The following is a 21,440-nucleotide window of genomic DNA, read 5'->3' as shown; positions in this document are numbered from 1 at the left end:
GGCGAGCGGGTGGGTGGCGGGCAGCTCGAGCACGTCGGCCAACTTGCGCAGCTCGCCACTGTCGATCAGGCGCTCCCAGCTCGCCGGGCCGGCACCGGGCAGGGCCAGGCCCTGCTTGCCGCCGAGCCAGAGCAGGCGTGCGACAAACTGGCTGCGGCATTCGCCAGCGGCCTGCCAGCAACTGAGCGGGTGGAAAGTACCCTCTGCCGGTACCTCGACCGGCCGGCGTTGCACGGCGCGCAGCACCACCGCGTCGAGCCGCGGGATGGTCAGCCCGGCCAGGCTGATGGCCACCTGGTCGCCGGGCGGATGTCCAACTGCTGCCAGCGCTTGAACGAGCCGACGCTGACCTGGCGCACCGTACGGTCGTCCAGGCGCACCGGCGCCACCTGCAACACCGGGGTGATGCGACCGGTGCGCCCCACATTGAACCGGACCTGGCGTACGTCGGCCAGCACTTGGGCAAACGGGTACTTCCAGGCCGCGATCCAGTAGGGGGCCTTGGCCTGCCAGCGTTCAGCGGGTGGGCGCTGGCCCTGGCGCAGCACGATGCCGTCGCTGGCGAAGGGCAGACGGTTGCGGTACCAGTGCTGGCGCCAGCGTGCGGCATCGTCGAAGGTCTGCACCGGCTGGCTGAACCGTTCGGTGTAGTCGAAGCCCAGTGCGCTCAGGCGTGCCAGGCGTTCGCGCTGATCCGACGGGCCTTGCGGCCAGGCCCACACGAACAGTTCAACGACCGCGCCCTGCTCGGGTGTGAGCTGCTTGCGCGCGAGCAGCCCGGCGACGTTACTGCGGGCGTTCTGGCTGCCGGCGTCAGCCTGTATATGCCCCTCCAGGCGCCAGAACAGTTCGCCCTGCAGGACCAGGTCGAGGGGCTCGGGCAGTGTCTGGTTGAGTGCGCCGAGTGCCGGCAGATGACGGCTCCAGTCATGCCCGTCGACCCCGTCGCCACGGCTGATCAGGCGCACCAGCCGGCCTTTTTCGTAGATCAGTGTGGCAGCCACCCCATCCACTTTCGGCAGCACCCAGAGGTGTTGTTTGCCTTGCATCCAGGCGCGCACCGCGGCTTCGTCGGGCAGCTTGTTCAAGCCCGTGTGGGGGATGGGGTGGCGCAGCGGCCCGGTGGCGCTCTTGAGCGGGTCTGGCGTTGCCACGCCGGCGTCGGGGAAGCAGGCCTGCAACTGCTGCAGGCGCGCGCGGCTCTGGTCGTAGAGTTCGTCACTGATCAGTGAGATGCCCAGGCGATGGTAGTGCTCGTCCCAGCGGCGGACATCGCGGCTCAATTGATGTATTTCGCCCCGAGCGGTTTCGCGCGACCACTCGGGGGCAGGGGAGTGCAGATCCTGGCAAAACACCGGCGCACAGTATCAATGCACACAACACTTTACGGCTCATGGCCCGCTTCCTTGCTTGGGATCCGATGAGCGCTAAGGGTAGGTGCAGTCTGTCGCGTTCGATGGCTTGCCTTGTCAATCGATGTTTCCAGGAAACCTCATCCAGCCTGACACAAATGCCAGTTGTGCCATTGCTGCAGGATCGTACGATAACAGTGCGGCTTCCTACTCTTTTCACGAGGTTAAGGCGATGGACCAGTCAGGCAAGGATGAAGCGTGTGTATGTGTCGTTGAAAGTGTTCAGGTGACCCTTGAGAGCGCACCGGCGCAAGGCTGGGTACTGCTCGGTACCCTGGAAATCACTACGTAGCCAATGCCGAAACGCAGAAGGGCAAGCGTGCGGGCCGCAACTTTCTCAGCCCGCAGGTGTTGAGTCCTTACAACTGGATCGGTTTTCAGTCCGTGGACAAGGAGCCGGCGACGCTGACGGTGTACGCCGATCACGCTGGTCTTGGGGGCTATCATGCGCTTGGCACCATGACGCTTTACAAGGGCAACGTGCAGAAGATGCAGATCAATTCGACAATGCGCGAGGCTGACGGCCTGTTCCCGGCTGGGGTGAGTTCGGGATGCACGTTCAGGGTGTTCGGTTATACCTGACCAGCGCGCTGACTCATCGAGCAAGAAGCAGCCGGGCAACCGGCTGGGGCGTTCTTGGTGCTGCCAGGCTTGTGCGTTACAAACCGGCGGCTGCGCGCAGCGCGTCGACGCGGTCGGTGCGTTCCCAGGTGAACGTGGTGAAGGTGTCGTCACCCACGGTCTTGACCTGCGGGGTACGGCCGAAGTGGCCGTACGCTGCGGTTTCCTGGTACATCGGGTGCAGCAGGTCGAGCATGGTGGTGATCGCGTAAGGACGCAGGTCGAAGCACTCGCGCACGATCTGGATGATCTTCTCGTCGGCGATCTTGCCGGTGCCGAAGGTGTTCAGCGAGATCGAGGTCGGCTGGGCCACGCCAATGGCGTACGAGACCTGGATTTCGCAACGCTCGGCCAGGCCCGCGGCAACAATGTTCTTGGCCACGTAACGACCGGCATAGGCGGCCGAGCGGTCAACCTTGGACGGATCCTTGCCGGAGAACGCGCCGCCGCCGTGACGGGCCATGCCGCCGTAGGTGTCGACGATGATCTTGCGACCGGTCAGGCCGCAGTCGCCCACCGGGCCACCGATGATGAAATTGCCGGTGGGGTTGATGTGGAACTGGGTGTCCTTGTGCAGCAGCTCGGCCGGCAACACGTGCTTGACGATCAGCTCCATGACGCCTTCGCGCAGGTCGGCGTAGGACACGTCCGGGTTGTGCTGGGTCGACAGCACGATGGCGTCGATCCCCACGACCTTGCCGCCTTCGTAGCGGCAGGTGACCTGGGACTTGGCATCCGGGCGCAGCCACGGCAGCAGGCCGGACTTGCGCGCCTCGGCCTGACGCTGCACCAGTTGGTGCGAGAAGCTGATCGGCGCTGGCATCAGTTCAGGGGTTTCGTTGCTGGCGTAGCCGAACATCAGGCCCTGGTCGCCGGCGCCCTGGTCTTCAGGCTTGCTGCGGTCAACGCCCTGGGCGATGTCTACCGACTGTTTGCCGATGATGTTCATCACCGCGCAGGTGGCGCCATCGAAGCCGACGTCGGAGCTGTTGTAGCCGATGTCGACGATCACGTTACGCACGATGTCTTCAAGGTCGACCCAGGCCGAGGTGGTCACTTCGCCGGCGATGATGGCCACACCGGTTTTCACCAGGGTTTCGCACGCCACGCGCGCGAACTTGTCTTCTTTGATGATGGCGTCAAGCACCGCATCCGAAATCTGGTCGGCGATTTTATCCGGATGCCCTTCAGACACGGACTCGGAGGTGAAAAGGGAGTATTCGCTCATCTCGACGGGTTCCTAAAATTTACCGATGGTGAGTTGTTGCCAGGCGGTCGCTGGAAGTGGCGGACCTGAATCTGGAAACCATTACGCAAGCCCACGTAGAGGCTGTCCTCGGGAACGAGCCCCGCAGCGCTGGCCCAGCGGGCCAGATCATGCTGTTCGAAGCCCAGCCAGAGATCGCCGCACGCCTGGCGCGCCCAGCTCTGGTCGTGGCTGCACAGCTCTGTTACCAACAGGCTTCCGCCTGGTTTGACACGCTTGGCCAGTTGCCCGAGGGCCTGGGCCGGGGCGCTGAAATGGTGCAGGACCATGTTCAGCACGACGCAGTCGGCCTGGACATCCGTTGCATGCAGTGCATCGGCCAACTGCAGGGTGACGTTAGCCAGGCGTTCGCGCTGGCATACCTGGCGGGCCAGCTCGAGCATGGTCGGGCTGTTGTCCAGCGCAGTGACGGTCGCGAAGCGCCGGGCCAGCTCGGGCAGGAACTCGCCATCGCCCGGGCCGACCTCCAGCGCACTGGCGTCGGGCTCGAAGCTGAGCTTGTCGAGCAGTGCCAGCAAGCTTTCGCGGTACTGCGCCAAGCCGGCGATCAGGTCCTGCTGGGCACGAAACTTCTCTTCAACCCGCAGGAAAAAGTCCTGGCTGGTGGCGGCGCGGCGCACCTGCACCTGGCCGATGCGCGCCTGTACGTCCTGCGGCAACACCAGTGCGTCGACTTCGTCGAGCAGCGCTGCGTGCAGCTTGCCGCCCAGGCGCAGGCTGTCGGGCAGGGCGCGGCGGTAGAAAATCGCATTGCCTTCGCGGCGCGTGGCCACCAGCTCTGCCTGGGCCAGCACCTTGAGGTGATGCTCATGCCCGACTGGCGACGGCGAAGATCTGCGCCAGTTCCAGCACGCCGAACGAGTCGCTGGCCAGGGCCCGCAACACCTTCAACCGCAACGGATCGCCACTGGCCTTGCACAGGGCAGCCAGCGCGTCGCTTTGCTCATGGTCGATGGTGGGGGCGTGTGCATTCATGGGGCCGCAGTCTAGTCAGCGCGCAGCGCAGTCGCAAGGCCTATATCAAAAAGTTTTGATATTGCTCGATGGGCGGGGCTGGCGGGCTGATCGAGGCGACAATTTCTGCTGTTTTGCCCGCCGAACACAGGATTAGTCGCTCAATCACAGGAAAAACAGCGTTCATCGACCATCCGTGATTGCCCCCGGGGCTGTGCCTGGGCGAAAATGCCCGCCTTTTTTCCGTTCGTATTATTCAAGCCCCAGGAGACTAGCGATGCCCAGCCGTCGTGAGCGTGCCAACGCCATTCGTGCACTCAGCATGGATGCCGTGCAAAAAGCCAACAGCGGCCATCCCGGTGCCCCTATGGGCATGGCGGATATCGCCGAGGTTCTTTGGCGTGACTATCTGAAGCACAACCCGAGCAACCCGAACTTCGCCGACCGTGACCGTTTCGTGCTGTCCAACGGCCATGGTTCGATGCTGATCTATTCGCTGCTGCACCTGACCGGCTACGACCTGTCGATCGACGACCTGAAGAACTTTCGTCAGTTGCACAGCCGCACCCCGGGCCACCCTGAGTTCGGTTACACCCCGGGTGTAGAGACCACTACCGGCCCGTTGGGCCAAGGCCTGGCCAATGCCGTGGGCTTCGCGCTGGCCGAGAAAGTGCTGGCGGCCCAGTTCAACCGTCCGGGCCACGACATTGTTGATCACCATACCTATGTGTTCCTGGGTGATGGCTGCATGATGGAAGGGATTTCCCATGAAGTTGCTTCTTTGGCCGGTACCCTGGGCCTGGGCAAGCTGATTGCCTTCTACGACGACAACGGCATTTCCATCGACGGCGAAGTCGAGGGCTGGTTCACCGACGATACGCCGAAGCGTTTCGAAGCCTACAACTGGCAGGTGATTCGCAATGTCGACGGGCATGATCCCGAAGAGATCAAGACCGCCATCGAGACCGCGCGCAAGAGCGCGCAGCCAACCTTGATCTGCTGCAAGACCACCATCGGCTTCGGCTCGCCGAACAAGGGCGGCAAGGAAGACTGCCACGGCGCGCCGCTGGGCGATGCCGAAATCGCACTGACCCGTGAAGCCCTGAAGTGGAACCACGGCCCGTTCGAAATCCCGGCCGACATCTATGCCGAGTGGGATGCCAAGCAAGCCGGTGCTGCTGCCGAGGCCGAGTGGGACGAGCGTTTCAACGCCTATGCCGCCGAGCACCAAGCGCTGTCGATCGAGTTGATGGCACGCCTGAACGGTGACCTGCCGCTGGACTTCGCACGCTGTGCCGATGAGTACATCGCAGAAGTCGCGGCCAAGGGTGAAACCATCGCTAGCCGCAAGGCCAGCCAGAACACCCTGAACGCCTTCGGCCCCTTGCTGCCTGAGCTGTTCGGCGGTTCGGCGGACCTCGCAGGTTCCAACCTGACCCTGTGGAAGGGTTGCAAGGGCGTCAGCGCCGAAGACGCCAGCGGCAACTACATGTACTACGGCGTGCGCGAGTTCGGCATGACCGCCATCATGAACGGTGTGGCCCTGCACGGCGGCCTGGTGCCTTACGGCGCGACCTTCCTGATGTTCATGGAATACGCCCGCAACGCGGTGCGCATGTCGGCCCTGATGAAGCAGCGCGTGATCCACGTCTACACCCACGACTCCATCGGTCTGGGCGAAGACGGCCCGACCCACCAGCCGATCGAACAGCTGACCAGCCTGCGTACCACGCCGAACCTGGACACCTGGCGCCCGGCCGACGCGGTCGAGTCGGCGGTGTCGTGGAAGTACGCCCTGGAGCGCAAGGACGGCCCGTCGGCGCTGATCTTCTCGCGTCAGAACCTGCAGCACCAAACCCGTGATGCCGGCCAGATCGCCGACATCAGCCGTGGTGGCTACGTGCTCAAGGACTGCGCAGGCGAGCCTGAGCTGATCCTGATCGCCACCGGTTCCGAAGTGGGCCTGGCGGTGCAGGCGTACGACAAGTTGACCGAGCAGGGCCGCAAGGTGCGTGTGGTGTCGATGCCGTGCACCAGCGTGTTCGATGCCCAGGACGCGAGCTACAAGCAGTCGGTACTGCCGCTGCAAGTGGGCGCGCGGATCGCCATCGAAGCTGCGCATGCCGACTTCTGGTACAAGTACGTGGGCCTGGAAGGCCGCGTGATCGGCATGACCACCTACGGTGAGTCGGCGCCGGCGTCGGCACTGTTCGAAGAATTCGGCTTCACCCTGGAGAACATCCTGGGTACGGCTGAAGAGCTGCTGGAAGACTGATCGCGTACTCCTGTGGGACTGGCGCCGGCTTGTTCGCTGGCAAGCCAGCTCCCACAGGGGTTGCGGCAATTCCTGTGGGAGCTGGCTTGCCAGCGAATGAGGGCCACTCAGATCCCCAGGCTACAGATGATTTTCTGTTCCGTGAGCATCCCATGCCCCAACCGCGTCCCTACAAAGTTGCACTCAACGGCTACGGCCGCATCGGTCGCTGCGTCCTGCGCGCACTCTTTGAACGGGGAGCCAAGGCGGGCTTCGAGATCGTTGCACTGAATGACCTGGCCGATCAGGCCAGTATCGAATACCTGACACGCTTCGACTCCACCCACGGGCGCTTTCCCGGTGAGGTCAGGGTCGACGGCGATTGTCTGCATATCAATGGCGACTGCGTCAAAGTACTGCGCAGCGCCACCCCCGAGGGCATCGACTGGGCCGCGCTCGACGTCGACCTGGTGCTCGAATGCTCCGGGGCCTACAACACGCGTGCCGACGGCCAGCGTTTTCTCGACGCCGGCGCCCCCCGCGTGCTGTTCTCGCAACCCATGGCCAGCGAGGCGGATGTCGACGCCACCGTGGTCTACGGCATCAACCAGGATTGCCTGAGCGGCAGCGAACGGCTGGTGTCCAACGCCTCCTGCACCACCAACTGCGGCGTGCCGCTGCTGCGTGTGCTCGACCAGGCGTTCGGTATCGAGTACGTGTCGATCACCACCATCCACTCGGCGATGAACGACCAGCCGGTGATCGACGCCTATCATCACGAGGACCTGCGCCGCACGCGGTCGGCGTTCCAGTCGGTGATTCCGGTGTCCACCGGGCTGGCGCGGGGTATCGAACGCCTGCTGCCGGAACTTGCCGGGCGAATTCAGGCCAAAGCCGTACGCGTGCCGACGGTCAACGTGTCGTGCCTGGACATCACCCTGCAGACCGCCCGCGATACCACTGCGGCCGAAGTCAACCAGGTGCTGCGTGAGGCGGCCCTGAACGGCCCGCTCAAGGGCTTGCTGGCCTACACCGAACTGCCGCACGCCAGCTGTGATTTCAACCATGACCCGCATTCGGCGATCGTCGATGCCAGCCAGACCCGTGTTTCCGGCCCCCGCCTGGTGAACCTGCTGGCCTGGTTCGACAACGAATGGGGGTTCGCCAACCGCATGCTCGACGTCGCCGAACATTTTCTGCACGTCGTGGACTCAACTTGCACCACTCGTAAACAGCCCTGAAGGACTGCATTCATGACCGTTTTGAAGATGACCGACCTCGATCTGCAAGGTAAGCGCGTACTGATCCGCGAAGACCTCAACGTGCCTGTGAAGGACGGTGTGGTCAGCAGTGATGCGCGCATCCTGGCTTCGCTGCCGACCATCAAGCTGGCCCTGGAGAAGGGCGCGGCCGTGATGGTCTGCTCGCACCTGGGGCGCCGACCGAGGGCGAGTTCTCGGCCGAGAACAGCCTCAAGCCGGTGGCCGACTACCTGAGCAAGGCACTCGGCCGTGACGTGCCGCTGGTGGCCGACTACCTGGGCGGCGTCGACGTGCAGGCCGGCGACATCGTGCTGTTCGAGAACGTGCGCTTCAACAAGGGCGAGAAAAAAAATGCCGACGAGCTGGCCCAGCAATATGCCGCCCTGTGCGACGTGTTCGTGATGGACGCCTTCGGTACCGCACACCGCGCCGAGGGCTCCACCCACGGCGTGGCCAAGTTCGCCAAGGTCGCGGCCGCCGGCCCGCTGCTGGCCGCCGAGCTGGACGCGCTGGGCAAGGCCCTGAAGGCCCCGGCCAAGCCGATGGCGGCCATCGTTGCCGGCTCCAAGGTGTCGACCAAGCTCGACGTGCTCAACAGCCTGAGCCAGGTGTGCGACCTGCTGATCGTCGGCGGCGGCATCGCCAATACCTTCCTGGCGGCCGCTGGCCACCCGGTGGGCAAGTCGCTGTACGAGCCTGACCTGATCGACACCGCGAAGGCCATCGCGGCCAAGGTCAACGTGCCGTTGCCAGTAGACGTGGTGGTGGCCAAGGAATTCGCCGAAAGCGCCGTGGCCACGGTCAAGCTGGTCGCCGATGTGGCCGACGACGACATGATCCTGGACATCGGCCCGCAAACCGCCGAGCAGTTCGCCGAACTGCTGAAATCGTCGAAGACCGTGCTGTGGAACGGCCCGGTGGGCGTGTTCGAGTTCGACCAGTTCGGCAACGGCACCAAGACCCTGGCCAAGGCCATTGCCGACAGCGCCGCGTTCTCCATCGCCGGTGGCGGTGACACCCTGGCAGCCATCGACAAATATGGCGTGGCCAGCCAGATCTCCTACATTTCTACCGGTGGCGGTGCATTCCTCGAGTTCGTCGAGGGCAAGGTACTGCCGGCAGTCGAAGTGCTGGAACAACGGGCCAAGGCCTGATTTGCTCAGCCTGGCAAAGGGAGTGACCTGATGGTCAAGCAATTGCCCGTGATTATCCTGGCCGGGTTGCTCAGCGCCTGCGCGAGCGAGCCGCAGCCTGCCGCGGATGCCCCTGGCAAGCCGAAGGGCGGTTGCTACCAGTCCGACTGGCAGGCAGAAACCGTGCCGGTGATCAACAAAAGGCTCGGCCCGGACGGCCTGGCAAAGTACGACGACGAACACCAGCGCCTGGCGCCGGGTTGCCCTTGATCGGTTCATGGCAACCTGTTGCCAGGTTCGTGGTCTTCTAGAGGATTTTGGATGAAACGCGTTGTGGCCTTGATGGCCCTGGCACTACTGGCAGGATGCGCACAGTTGCGGCCAGCCCCGGCCCCGACTGACACCTGGACCCGCTGGGTCTGTGACAGCGGCGCCGAGGTGTTGTGGCGGTTTGCCGATGCGAGCCAGGAGGCTGTGGATGTACGCCTTGGCGGTGCTGACCAGGTCTATCGGCTCAAGCCGGAACCCGGTGCCTCGGGCGCGCTGTACAGCGATGGCGTGCTGGCCTTGCACACCAAGGGCGATGAGGGCCTGGTGTACTGGGTGGCCACCAACGATTTGATAGGGCGGGGCTGCAAGGCACCGTGACTGGCCGGGCCGACGCGTGTTGGCCCACACTACTTGAATAGCAACCGCCGCTGCGGCAGGCTTGCACGATTAACACGACGCTTGTCGGGAGAGAGATACACAATGGCACTCATTAGCATGCGCCAGATGCTGGACCACGCCGCCGAATTCGGCTACGGCGTTCCAGCTTTCAACGTCAACAACCTCGAGCAAATGCGCGCCATCATGGAAGCCGCCGACAAGACCGACTCCCCGGTGATTGTCCAGGCCTCGGCCGGTGCCCGCAAATACGCCGGTGCCCCGTTCCTGCGCCACCTGATCCTGGCGGCGATCGAAGAGTTCCCGCACATCCCGGTGTGCATGCACCAGGACCACGGTACCAGCCCTGACGTATGCCAGCGTTCGATCCAGCTGGGCTTCAGCTCGGTGATGATGGACGGCTCGCTGGGCATCGACGGCAAGACCCCGACCGACTACGACTACAACGTGCGTGTCACCCAGCAGACCGTGGCCATGGCCCACGCCTGCGGCGTGTCGGTAGAAGGCGAGCTGGGCTGCCTGGGTTCGCTGGAAACCGGCATGGCCGGAGAAGAAGACGGCATCGGCGCCGAAGGCGTGCTGGACCACAGCCAGATGCTGACCGACCCCGAAGAGGCGGCTGACTTTGTCAAGCGCACCCAGGTCGATGCCCTGGCCATCGCCATCGGCACCAGCCACGGCGCCTACAAGTTCACCAAGCCGCCTACCGGCGACGTGCTGGCGATCGACCGGATCAAAGAGATCCACAAGCGCATCCCCAACACCCACCTGGTCATGCACGGCTCTTCCTCGGTGCCGCAGGAATGGCTGGCGATCATCAACCAGTACGGTGGCGACATCAAGGAAACCTACGGCGTACCGGTTGAAGAAATCGTCGAAGGCATCAAGCACGGCGTGCGCAAGGTCAACATCGACACCGACCTGCGCCTGGCGTCCACCGGCGCCATGCGTCGCCTGATGGCCACCAACCCGAGCGAGTTCGACCCGCGCAAGTTCTTCGGCGAAACCGTCAAGGCCATGCGCGACGTGTGCATCGCCCGCTACGAAGCCTTTGGTACTGCCGGCAATGCCTCGAAGATCAAACCGATCTCCCTGGAAGGCATGTTCCAGCGTTATGCCAACGGTGAGCTGGCCGCCAAGGTCAACTAAGCCCCGGTGGTATGCAGAAACCCGCAGCGATGCGGGTTTTTTTATGCCTGCCCGGCCATCACGGTCACCCGAAGTGGCCCACGGTGACAGACCGTTAGTCGGGAATCCCCATTTACCTGAATGATGGCCATGTGACGACTTCTGCTTTGTGTTTGCCGGGTCTAGAGTAAAACCTCAGATTTCATCCGGAATTTGGCGTCGTTACACAAGAGAAGCAGCATGGATTGCGCGCACCCTCAAACACACGATGGCGGTTCGGTTTTACTGATCGTCGATGATTACCCGGAAAACCTGATCAGCATGCGGGCCCTGCTCGCGCGTCAGGACTGGCAGGTATTGACCGCAAGTTCCGGTACCGAAGCCCTCAGCAAGCTGCTCGAACACGAAGTGGACCTGGTCCTGCTGGACGTGCAGATGCCCGGCATGGACGGCTTCGAAGTCGCCCGGCTGATGCGCGGCAGCCAGCGCACGCGCCTGACCCCGATCATTTTTCTCACCGCCAACGAACAATCCCAGGCCGCTGTGCTCAAGGGCTATGCCAGCGCGCGGTGGACTACCTGTTCAAGCCGTTTGACCCGCAGATTCTCAAGCCCAAGGTGCAGGCCCTGCTCGAACAGCAGCGCAATAGCCGTTCGCTGCAGCGCCTGAGCCACGACCTGGAGGTGGCACGGGCATTCAACGCCTCGGTGCTGGACAACGCCGCCGAAGGCATCCTGGTGGTGGCCGAGGACGGTTGCATCCGCTTTGCCAACCCGGCCATCTCGCGCCTGCTCGACGCACCGGTCGAGCGCTTGCAGGGCGCCGACCTGCTGAGTTTCGTGCAGTCGCCGGTGCCCACGCTGTGGCGTGACTCGGCGTTCTACCAGGCTTACCTGGACCGCGACATCTATCGCCTGCACGACGCGCTGCTGCGCACCGCCGCCGGTCGCCCGCTGCCAGTGGCGCTCTCGTGCGCGGCCTTGCCGGGCGAGCAGCGGGCCATGGTGGTGACTGTGCTGGACATGTCGGTGGTGCGCAGCCTGCACCAGCAACTGGAGTTCCAGGCGGTCACCGATCCGTTGACCGGCCTGCTCAATCGGCGTGGCTTCTACCAGGCGGCCGAAAGCGCACTGGTGCGCAGCGAGCACAGCGACAAGGCGCAGGCCTTGCTGTACCTGGACCTGGACGGCTTCAAGCGCATCAACGACTCGCTCGGGCATGAAGCCGGCGATCGCGTGCTGCATTGGGTGGCCGAGCAGCTCAAGGAGTGCCTGGGCGCCTATGCGATCCTGGCGCGCATGGGCGGGGACGAGTTCACCGCGCTGTTCGACGCGCTGGAATACCCCGAGCAGGCCGCGCGTTTTGCCGAGAAACTGATCGAGCGCATGTCCATCTGCCAGCAGGTGGATGGCCTGGAAGTCACCCTGGGGGTCAGTATCGGTATCGCCACCTACCCCGACTGCGGGCCTAACCTGGACGGCCTGCTGCGCGCGGCAGACGCGGCGATGTACGCCGCCAAGCAGGCGGGGCGCCAGCAGTACCGCTACTACGACCAGGACCTCAATGGGCGCGCCCGCTCGCGGCTGATGCTCGAGGACAGCGTGCGCGATGCCATCGAACACCACGACTTCAGCCTGGTGTACCAGCCGCAGGTGTCGTTTGCCGATGGGCGCCTGCGTGGGTTCGAGGCGTTGCTGCGCTGGCAGCACCCCAGTGTGGGCGACGTGCCGCCCGGATTGTTCCTGCCGCTGCTCGAAGAAGCGCGGCTGATTTCGCGCCTGGCCAGCTGGATCTACACCCAGGGCGCGGTGCAGCGCCGTGCCTGGCGCGAGCAGTTCGAGCCGACGCTGGTGCTGGGCATCAGCCTGAGCCGGGTGCAGTTCGCCATGCCCAACCTGGTCGAGGAACTGAGCCGCGTGATTGCCAGCCATGGGCTGCTGCCGGCGCAGTTGGAGGTGGAAGTGGCTGAAACCTCGCTGGCCGCCAACCGCGACATTGCGCTCAGGCAACTGCACAGGTTGCGCGAATTGGGCGTGCGTGTGGCGCTGGACGACTTTGGTGCGGGGGAGTGCTCGTTGCGCCTGCTGCGCGACCTGCCGATCGACACCCTCAAGCTGGACCGCCACCTGGTTGCGCGCCTGCCGGACTCGGCGGTCGATGCAGCGCTGGTACGCAGTGTGATCGACCTGTGCAAGGCCTACTCGGTCAGCGTGATCGCCGAAGGCGTCGAGACCCTGGAGCAGGCCCGCTGGCTCAAGGCCAATGGCTGCGGGTATGTGCAAGGCTTCCTGGTGGCTCGCCCGTTGACGGCCCAGGCGGCGGGGCTGTTCCCGGCTTTTTTCGACTGGCAGGCGGGTGCTGCGCAAGAATTGGGTAAACTGGCGGCGTTGCCCGCCACCCCCTGTGCCCATGACCGTGCTCAAGTACCTGCAAGCCTATCCAGCCGCCCTGCAAGATCAGGTGCGCCAGTTGATCGCCCAGAACCGTCTGGGTGACTACCTGCGCCAGCGCTACCCCGAGCGTCATGCGGTGCAGAGCGACAAGGCCCTGTATGCCTACGTGCAGGCGTTGAAGCAGGAACACCTGCGCAATGCGCCGAACCTGGACAAGGTGCTGTTCGACAGCCGCCTGGACCTCACGCACCGCGCGCTGGGGCTGCACACCGCGGTGTCGCGGGTGCAGGGCGGCAAGCTCAAGGCCAAGAAGGAAATCCGTGTGGCTGCGTTGTTCAAGGACGCCGCGCCGGAGTTTCTGAAGATGATCGTGGTGCACGAGCTGGCGCACCTGAAGGAAAGCGATCACAACAAGGCGTTCTACCAACTCTGTGAATACATGCAGCCGGGCTACCATCAACTGGAGTTCGACCTGCGCGTCTACCTGACCTGGCGCGACCTGCCGGGTGCCGCTTGATCGAAAGGGATTTGCCGATGGACGTGAGCAAGACCAAGACCAGTTTCTATCGTCGCCTGTACGTGGCGTGGCTGATCGACAGCCAGACTGCCAGCACTGTGCCGGCGCTGATGGAGGCTACCGGCATGCCGCGGCGTACCGCGCAGGACACCATCGTGGCGCTGGCCGACCTGGACATCGTGTGCGAGTTCGAGCAGCAGGACGGTGCCCGCAACCATGCCGGGCACTACCGCATTCGTGACTGGGGGGCAATCGACAAGCAGTGGATCATGCAGCACCTGCGCAATATCCGTGAGGTGCTGGGCTATCCTTGAGGCTGCGTCGCCCGTGTGTGTCGAATTGACTGTTGTCGCCTCATCGCGCAGTCAGCCGGCAGGCGTCAACCGCGGCGCATGCCGATATGCGGGATATCATCTTCAAGGTACTGTTCCCCAACCGCCGTGAACCCGTGCCGCGCATAGTAGTCCTGCAGGTGCGCCTGCGCCGACAGGTACACCGGCACCTGCGGCCAGTGTTTCTCGGCCTGCTCCAGCCCCTGCACCAACAAGCTATGCCCCAGCCCTTCACCGCGCGCAGACGGTGCAATCACCACCCGCCCGATGACCACATCGCCCCCTTGTGATTCGGGGTCCAGCAAGCGCAGGTATGCCACCAGTTCGCCGTCGCGCCAGGCCATCAAATGGCAGGTATCGCCGTCCAGGTCCTGGCCATCGGTCTCCAGGTACGGGCACTTCTGTTCTACCACGAACACTTCGACCCGTAGTTTGAGCAACGCATACAGCTGCTCCTTGCCCAAGTCGGTGTGATGTTTGCAAACCCAGTCGATAGCCATGGCGATGTTCTCTTCAGTGATGCCCTGATCATAACCATCCCTGGCGGCCATCGCGAAGGGGCGAAATTGCCGTGGATCAAGGCGAGTGTGAAACCCGACAAAATAGCGGCAATTAGCTATCACGCGGCACTGCCCGTAGCCTGAATCTTTGTGTAATCTGCGCGGGCAGCCTAGAGTTTTGGCACTAAAAAGTTCTCAAGCCATTCAATAAGAGTGCGGACCTGCTCCGCTATAGGATTTGAGCATGCGGCCACTGCTTCGCGCCGTGGGGTTGCTTTGGATGGTGCTCTGGGCTCATGCGGCGCAGGCCGAAAAGTTGCGCCTGGTGGCCGATGCCTGGCCGCCCTTCACCGATGCCAGCATGCCCCGCGGCGGCCTGGCCACCGCCATCGTCACCACGGCATTGCAGCGCGCAGGCTATGCCAGCGAGTTCGAGCAGGTGCCCTGGGCCCGCGCCCTGCTTGGGGTGGGCGAGGGGCGCTATGACGTGCTGATCAACGCCTGGCAGAACGAGGCCCGGGCCCGCATCGGGCAGTTCTCCGTGGGCTATCTCAACAACCGTGTTCGCCTGCTCAGGCGCAAGGGCGACAGCCTGCGCTTCGACAGCCTCGCCGATCTGCATCCGCACCTGATCGCGGTGGTGCGCGGCTACGCCTATGCCGTCGAGTTCGATGGCGACACCCGCCTGCAGAAAGTGCCGGTGCGCGATTTCTCGGTCGCGGTGGGCATGCTTGCCGCCGGCCGCGTGCGCCTGACCGTGAACGATGAATACGCCGCGCATTACTTTCTGCAGCGCGAGACGGCGACGGTACGCGAGGGGGTGGAGTTCTTCGGCCAGCCGCTCAGCGAGAACAGCCTGCACATCCTGGTCAGCCTTAAAAACCCTCGCCATGCGCAGATCGTGGCCGGCTTCGACCAGGCCATTGCGGCCATGAAAGCCGATGGCAGCTATGCCCGGCTGCTCAAGGACTACGGCCTGTGATCAGGCCGGAGTGTCCTTGATCAGGTGCGCGGCAAGCGTACGCAGCGGCCCTAGCTGACGGCAGATCAGCGCCAGCTGGGTTTGCACCAGGCGCTGGTTCTCGTCCATTTCCTCGGGCATCTGCTCAAGGCTGGCGGCCAGCGACTCTTCGGCGTCACTGTGGATCGCCACCGGGGTCTTGCTGGCCAGGCCCGTGGCGATCTCGTCGAGGCTGCTGGCCAGGCTTGCGCCGGCGCCATCGATCAGCTGTTCATGGGCGTCCGGGGCCAGCGCACTGTCACGGTGCGCACCCAGCCCCGAGAGGTAGCTGAGCAGGGTGTGCGACAGCACCAGGAAACGAAAGCCCACGTCGGCTTCCTTACGGAAATGCCCCGGCTCCATCAGCATGTTGGCCAGCGTGGTCGACAGCGCCGCGTCGGCGTTGTGCGCGTTGCGCCGGGCCAGGCGGTAGGCCAGGTCGTCGCTCTTGCCCTGGGCGTATTGCTGCATGATCTGGCGCAGGTAGGTGCTGTTGCAGCTCAGGGTATTGGCCAGCACCTTGTTCAGGCGGCGGCCCTGCCAGTCGGGCAGGAACAGGAACACGGCCAGGATCGCGATCAGGCTGCCCACCAGGGTATCGAACAGGCGCGGCAGGAACAGCCCGTAGCCGTCGCCGATCTGGTTGAAGCAGAACAGCACCATCAGCGTGATTGCCGCGGTGGCCAGGGTGTAGCGGGTGGTGCGGTTGACGAAGAACACCACCCCGGCGGCCACCGCGAACATCGATTGCACAGCGCGCTGGGGAACAGGTCGAACAGCGCCCAGCCCACGGTCAGGCCGATAGCGGTGCCGATGATGCGCTGGCCCAGCTTGCGCCGGGTAGCGCCGTAGCTGGGCTGGCACACGAACAAGGTGGTGAGGATGATCCAGTAGCCCTGGGTGGGGTGGATCAGGTGCACCATGCCGTAGCCCACCGACAGCGCCAGTGGCAGGCGCAGGGCATGCCGGAAGATCAGCGAGGTCGGCGTGAGGTGCTGGCGCAGGCGGCTCCACACATCCTTGAGGCTGCGCGGCGAGCGGTCGAGCAGGCTGGAGTCACTGTTGTCGGCCAGGTTGTCGGGGTTGCTCGCGTCGCTGAGCAGACGGTCGAGGGTGGTCAGGTTGGCCGCCAGCGCGCGCAGCGAGCGCAGCAGGCCGCGCCAGGCCGGGTTGCTCTGGATGCGCAGGTGTTCGAGCGAGGCGCTCAGGTCTTCCAGCGCGGCGGCAAAGCCTGAGTCATACACGAACGGCTGGCGCAGTTGGATCGATTCGGACAGTTGCACGCAGGCCTTGCCCTGCTGGCGCAGCAGGCGCTGGCAGCGGAACAGCACGTCGCTGTGGAAGAACGCGTCGGTGAGGGCGTTGTACGGGTAGTGCGAAGAGCTGGCGCGCTCGTGGATGTCCTGGGCCAGGAAGTACAGCTTCAGGTAGCGGCTGACCTTGGAGCCGGGCCGGCCATTGCCCACGCGGTGCAGGATGATCTCTTTGGCTGCGTTGAGCGCGGCCACCACCTTGCCGTTCTGCTGGGCCAGTTCCAGGCGCCGCGCTTCCACGTCCAACTGGCGGATCGGCTCGAACAGCGTGGCCTTGAGCTTGAGGTAGCGGCCCAGTTCGCGGAACAGCCGGGCCAGGCTCTGCTGCACCGGCTGGTTGGAGAACAGCGCCTGCCACAGCACCGAGAGCAGGCCGTACCAGGCCGCACCGGCCACCAGCAGCAAGGGTTCGTGCCAGAAGTCGGTGACCTGGCCGCCGCGCTGGTCCACCCCGATCATGGTGTACACCGACAGGATCAGCGTGGCCGAGGCGATCGCGCCGTAGCGCTCGCCCAACGCGCCGAGCATGGTCAGGCCGAAGGCGGCCAGGGCCAGTGCGCAACCGAACACGATCGGGTAGGGGAACAGCAGCTCCACCGACAGGGCGGCGACGGTGAAGCACACCAGGGTCACGGCCAGGGCGTTGAGGCGGCCTTGCCAACTGTCGTCGGTCTCGGCCAGCGCGCTGGCGATAATGCCGAGGAACAGCGGGATCAGCAGGGCCATTTCGTCCTGGTACCAGCACAGCGCCATGCTGCCGGTCAGGGCGATCAATACCCGGATGCTGTAGCTGAACTTGTCCAGGGCCCACAGACGACGCAGCGAATGGCTGAAGGAAGACGATGACATGATTGGGCGGCAGGCCTGCTTGGCGATGATCGAAATTGAGCCGGTCACGGCGCCAGCGAGCTGTCACCGTGTTCACGTACCAGCAAAATTTGTTCCGTGATGCGCGATTCTACCGCGAAGCTCAGACGAACTGTGCAGCCGCGTAGGCCGATGCCCAGGCCCACTGGAAATTGAAGCCGCCCAGGTGCCCGCTCACATCCAGCACTTCACCCACGAAGTACAGCCCTGGGCTCTTCAGCGACTCCATGGTCTTGGACGACACTTCGCGGGTGTCCACGCCGCCCAGGGTCACTTCGGCGGTGCGATAGCCCTCGGTGCCGGCCGGCACCACCTGCCAGGCCGCCAGTTTTTCGGCGACCTCGGCCAGTTCTGCCGGGGTGTACTGCTTCATCGGCTTGGACACGAACCAGTGTTCGGCCAGCAGGTTGGCCATCTTCTTGGTGAACAGTTCGCCCAGCAGGGTCTTCAGTTCGCTGTTGGGGCGCTCGGCCTGCTGCTGTTGCAGCCAGGCGAGGGCGTCATGGTCGGGCAGCAGGTTGATTTCGACGCTGTCGCCGCTGTCCCAGAACGAGGAGATCTGCAGGATCGCCGGCCCGCTCAGGCCACGGTGGGTGAACAGCAGGTTCTCGCGAAAGCTCTCGCCGTTGCAGCTGGCGATGCAGTCCACCGAGGTGCCCGACAGCTCGCTGCAAATGGCCTTGAGCTGCGGTTCGGTGATGGTGAACGGCACCAGCCCGGCGCGGGTCGGCAGCAGGCTGTGGCCGAACTGGCGGGCCACCTGGTAGCCGAAGCCGGTGGCGCCCAGGGTCGGGATCGAGAGACCGCCGGTGGCGATCACCAGCGACTGGCATTGCAGCGTGCCCATGCTGGTTTCGAGCAGGTAGCCGTGGTCAAGCTTTTCGATCTGCTCCACGCGGGTGTCCATGTGCAGTGCGGCGCCGGCGCCCTGGCATTCGCTCAGGAGCATCTCGAGGATGTCGCTGGACTTGTTGTCGCAGAACAGCTGGCCGAGTTTTTTCTCGTGATAGGGCACGGCGTGCTTGCCGACCATCTCGATGAAGTCCCACTGGGTGTAGCGGGCCAGGGCCGATTTGCAGAAATGCGGGTTGTGCGAGAGGAAGTTGGCGGGTTCGGTGTATAGGTTGGTGAAATTGCAGCGCCCACCGCCGGACATCAGGATCTTCTTGCCGGGCTTGTTGGCGTGGTCCAGCAGCAGCACCTGGCGGCCACGGTTGGCGGCGTGGAGGGCGCACATCAGGCCGGCGGCGCCAGCGCCATGATGATCACTTCGGTGGAACGCACTGCAACATCCTCGAAATTGGTGGTGAAACATTCGCTGGCAAGCCAGCTCCCACAGGGTTCTTTGGCGTTCACAAAACCTTGTGGGAGCTGGCTTGCCAGCGAAGGGGCCCTGAAGGGCGACAAAGATCTTAGACGATGCGAACCCGCAACGAACGCCCCTTGATCTTGCCGCTGTTCAACCGTTGCAAGGCCTGTTTGGCCACGCCACGCTCAACCGCCACATAGGCCTGGAAGTCGAAGATCGCGATCTTGCCCACCTGGGTGCCGGCAATCCCGGCATCGCCGGTCAGTGCCCCCAGGATGTCGCCAGGACGTAGCTTGTCCTTGCGCCCGGCACCGATGCACAGCGTGCTCATGGTCGGCACCAGCGGCCCACCCGGCTGCGGCGTCAGCGCGTCAATCTGCTCCCAGCGCAGCGGCGCCTTCTGCAATTGCTCGATGGCCTGCGCACGGTGCGCTTCGGACGGCGCCACCAGGCTGGCCGCCAGGCCTTTCTCACCGGCACGCCCGGTACGGCCCACACGGTGTACATGAATTTCCGAATCGCGCGCCAGCTCGACGTTGATCACCATGTCCAGCGCATCGATATCCAGCCCGCGCGCGGCCACGTCGGTGGCCACCAGCACCGAGGTGCTGCGGTTGGCGAACAGGGTCAGTACCTGGTCGCGGTCGCGCTGTTCCAGGTCGCCATGCAGCGACTCGGCGGCAATACCCTTGGCCTGCAGGTGCTCGACCACTTCCTGGCACTGTTGCTTGGTGAAGCAGAACGCTACGCACGACTGCGGGCGGAAATGCGCCAGCAGGGTGGTCACGGCGTCCATGCGCTGCTCGGGCGAGATCTCGTAGAAACGCTGCTCGATCTGGTTGTCGGCATGCAGCGACTCGGCCTTGACCTGCTGCGGGTTGCGCATGAATGCCGACGACAGCTGCTTGATGCCGGCCGGGTAGGTGGCCGAGAACAGCAGGGTCTGGCGGCGCTCCGGGGTTTGCCCGAGGATGTCGGCGATGGCGTCGTAGAAGCCCATGTCGAGCATGCGGTCGGCTTCATCGAGTACCAGGGTGTTGAGCCCGTCGAGTACCAGGGTGCCCTTGCGCAGGTGCTGCTGCACGCGGCCCGGGGTGCCGACGATGATGTGTGCGCCGTGCTCCAGCGAAGCGATCTGCGGGCCCAGCGACACGCCGCCACACAGGGTCAGGATCTTGATGTTGTCTTCGGAACGGGCCAGGCGGCGTAGTTCCTTGGCCACCTGGTCGGCCAGCTCGCGGGTCGGGCACAGCACCAGCGCCTGGCAGCCGAAGTAGCGCGGGTTGATCGGGTTGAGCAGGCCGATGCCGAATGCGGCGGTCTTGCCGCTGCCGGTCTTGGCCTGGGCAATCAGGTCCATGCCCTTGAGGATCACCGGCAGGCTCTGGGCCTGGATCGGGGTCATCTGGGCGTAGCCGAGGGCGTCCAGGTTGGCCAGCATGGCGGCGGACAGCGGCAAGGTGGCGAATTCGGTGGCGATGGTGGTCACGAGGCGGGCCTGCAAAACAAAATGTCGCGCAGTGTACCAGCCTCGTGGCCAATAGCCCTAAGGCTCGATCTCCGGTTCCGGACGAGGGGCACGCCTCCCGTCCGCCTTGGACAGCTGCATGAAGATCGCCGCTGCCAGCATGGCCATCAGGCCGATGGTCAGGAAGGTCAGCTGGAACGCACCCAGGGTGGTTTCCACGCCCTCGGCACTGCCGGCTGCGGTAAAGCCGCCCAGCAGGGCACCGGCGCAGGCCACGCCCAGGCTCAGTGACAGTTGCGCGACCACCGACAGCAGGCTGTTGCCGCTGCTGGCGCTGGCGTCGTCCAGGTCGATCAGGGTCACCGTGTTCATGGCGGTGAACTGCAGCGAGTTGACCGCGCCGAGCAGGCCCAGTTGCACCAGCAGCAGCGCATACGGGGTGTGCTCGTCGACCAGGCCCAGGCTGCACAGCAGCAGGCCCAGCAGCAAGGTGTTGCCGGTGAGGATGGTGCGATAGCCCAGGCGCTCGATCAGCGGGCGCGCGATCGACTTGGCCAGCATGGCTGACGCCGCCAGCGGGATCATGCTCATGCCGGCCTGCGACGGCGAATAGCCCAGCGCCACCTGCAGCAGCAGCGGCACCAGGAACGGCAGGGCGCCGCTGCCCAGGCGGGCGAACAGGTTACCCAGGATGCCCACCGAAAAGGTCCGGGTGCGGAACAGCCTGGGTGAGAACAGCGGGTTGTCGATGCTGCCGGCGCGCAGCCAGTACGCCGCCAGGCAGGCCATGCCGGCAAACAGCAGCAGCATCACCCGCAGGTGCGGCAGGTGCAGTTCGCCCAGGCCTTCCATGGCAATGGTGATCAGCACCATGGCGGCGCCGAACAGCACGAAGCCCACGCCGTCGAAGCGGGTGCGTTCCGAGCCGCGCAGGTCGGGGATGAACTTCCACACCGCATAACAGCCCAGGGCGCCGACCGGCAGGTTGAGCAGGAAGATCCAGTGCCAGGTCAGGTACTCCACCAGCCAGCCGCCCAGGGTCGG

At 64.5% G+C, this 21,440-nt stretch carries 13 protein-coding genes and 6 pseudogenes; 11 read left to right on the top strand and 8 right to left on the bottom strand.

Annotated elements, in window-relative coordinates; all coding sequences use genetic code 11:
- Positions 1 to 1,355 (bottom strand): annotated as a pseudogene (gene ligB, locus G3436_RS14175) (NAD-dependent DNA ligase LigB); the annotation flags it as partial.
- 441 nt (positions 1,356 to 1,796) lie between these two features.
- Here ligB and G3436_RS14170 point away from each other — a divergent pair.
- Entirely contained in the window at positions 1,797 to 1,994 is a 198-nt protein-coding gene (locus G3436_RS14170; protein ID WP_163945975.1) for a hypothetical protein, read from the top strand.
- A 76-nt stretch (positions 1,995 to 2,070) separates the two neighbouring features.
- Here G3436_RS14170 and metK read toward each other — a convergent pair whose 3' ends face one another.
- On the bottom strand, positions 2,071 to 3,261 hold the full coding sequence (metK, locus tag G3436_RS14165; protein WP_163945972.1) for a methionine adenosyltransferase: 1,191 nt from the start codon (positions 3,259 to 3,261) through the stop codon (positions 2,071 to 2,073).
- A gap of 19 nt (positions 3,262 to 3,280) precedes the next feature.
- Positions 3,281 to 4,275 (bottom strand): annotated as a pseudogene (locus G3436_RS14160) (ArsR/SmtB family transcription factor).
- A gap of 256 nt (positions 4,276 to 4,531) precedes the next feature.
- Between G3436_RS14160 and tkt the strand changes: the two are divergent.
- From tkt to G3436_RS14115, 9 genes and pseudogenes are all read left to right on the top strand, one after another.
- Positions 4,532 to 6,529, top strand: a complete 1,998-nt coding sequence (tkt, locus tag G3436_RS14155; RefSeq protein ID WP_163945969.1) for a transketolase — start codon at positions 4,532 to 4,534, stop codon at positions 6,527 to 6,529.
- Between the two features lie 152 nt (positions 6,530 to 6,681).
- Positions 6,682 to 7,749: an erythrose-4-phosphate dehydrogenase gene (gene epd, locus G3436_RS14150; RefSeq protein WP_163945967.1), complete on the top strand. Its 1,068-nt coding sequence runs from the start codon at positions 6,682 to 6,684 to the stop codon at positions 7,747 to 7,749.
- A 12-nt stretch (positions 7,750 to 7,761) separates the two neighbouring features.
- A pseudogene (locus tag G3436_RS14145) lies at positions 7,762 to 8,924 on the top strand (phosphoglycerate kinase).
- A 30-nt stretch (positions 8,925 to 8,954) separates the two neighbouring features.
- Positions 8,955 to 9,173, top strand: a complete 219-nt coding sequence (locus G3436_RS14140; RefSeq protein WP_163945964.1) for a hypothetical protein — start codon at positions 8,955 to 8,957, stop codon at positions 9,171 to 9,173.
- 51 nt (positions 9,174 to 9,224) lie between these two features.
- The gene (locus tag G3436_RS14135) at positions 9,225 to 9,551 is read left to right on the top strand and encodes an MliC family protein (RefSeq protein ID WP_163945962.1); all 327 of its coding nucleotides are present in this window, start codon (positions 9,225 to 9,227) and stop codon (positions 9,549 to 9,551) included.
- Positions 9,552 to 9,653: 102 nt separating this feature from the next.
- Positions 9,654 to 10,718 (top strand): class II fructose-bisphosphate aldolase, encoded by a 1,065-nt coding sequence (fba, locus tag G3436_RS14130; protein WP_163945959.1) that lies wholly within the window; start codon positions 9,654 to 9,656, stop codon positions 10,716 to 10,718.
- 219 nt (positions 10,719 to 10,937) lie between these two features.
- Positions 10,938 to 13,045, top strand: a pseudogene (locus G3436_RS14125) (putative bifunctional diguanylate cyclase/phosphodiesterase); the annotation flags it as partial.
- Positions 13,046 to 13,106: 61 nt separating this feature from the next.
- Positions 13,107 to 13,607: a M48 metallopeptidase family protein gene (locus G3436_RS14120; RefSeq protein ID WP_163945956.1), complete on the top strand. Its 501-nt coding sequence runs from the start codon at positions 13,107 to 13,109 to the stop codon at positions 13,605 to 13,607.
- Between the two features lie 17 nt (positions 13,608 to 13,624).
- On the top strand, positions 13,625 to 13,921 hold the full coding sequence (locus G3436_RS14115; RefSeq protein WP_163945953.1) for a winged helix-turn-helix domain-containing protein: 297 nt from the start codon (positions 13,625 to 13,627) through the stop codon (positions 13,919 to 13,921).
- A gap of 65 nt (positions 13,922 to 13,986) precedes the next feature.
- On the opposite strand, the gene G3436_RS14110 is transcribed toward G3436_RS14115, so the two are convergent.
- A complete protein-coding gene (locus G3436_RS14110; protein ID WP_163945950.1) occupies positions 13,987 to 14,439 on the bottom strand; it encodes a GNAT family N-acetyltransferase in 453 nt (150 codons plus the stop codon).
- Between the two features lie 244 nt (positions 14,440 to 14,683).
- On the opposite strand from G3436_RS14110, the gene G3436_RS14105 reads away from it, so the two are divergent.
- Positions 14,684 to 15,421 (top strand): substrate-binding periplasmic protein, encoded by a 738-nt coding sequence (locus G3436_RS14105; protein ID WP_163945947.1) that lies wholly within the window; start codon positions 14,684 to 14,686, stop codon positions 15,419 to 15,421.
- On the opposite strand, the pseudogene yccS reads toward G3436_RS14105, so the two are convergent.
- From yccS to G3436_RS14085, 4 genes and pseudogenes are all read right to left on the bottom strand, one after another.
- Positions 15,422 to 17,601: pseudogene (yccS, locus tag G3436_RS14100) on the bottom strand (YccS family putative transporter).
- A 121-nt stretch (positions 17,602 to 17,722) separates the two neighbouring features.
- Positions 17,723 to 18,903: pseudogene (locus tag G3436_RS14095) on the bottom strand (BaiN/RdsA family NAD(P)/FAD-dependent oxidoreductase).
- A 128-nt stretch (positions 18,904 to 19,031) separates the two neighbouring features.
- The gene (dbpA, locus tag G3436_RS14090) at positions 19,032 to 20,369 is read right to left on the bottom strand and encodes an ATP-dependent RNA helicase DbpA (protein WP_243667140.1); all 1,338 of its coding nucleotides are present in this window, start codon (positions 20,367 to 20,369) and stop codon (positions 19,032 to 19,034) included.
- A gap of 105 nt (positions 20,370 to 20,474) precedes the next feature.
- Positions 20,475 to 21,440: MFS transporter (locus G3436_RS14085; RefSeq protein ID WP_163945941.1), on the bottom strand; the 966-nt coding region annotated here is incomplete at its 5' end.

The sequence above is a fragment of the Pseudomonas brassicae genome (assembly GCF_010671725.1).
Taxonomy (GTDB): domain Bacteria; phylum Pseudomonadota; class Gammaproteobacteria; order Pseudomonadales; family Pseudomonadaceae; genus Aquipseudomonas; species Aquipseudomonas brassicae.
This window is presented reverse-complemented; position numbering and strand designations above follow the sequence as displayed.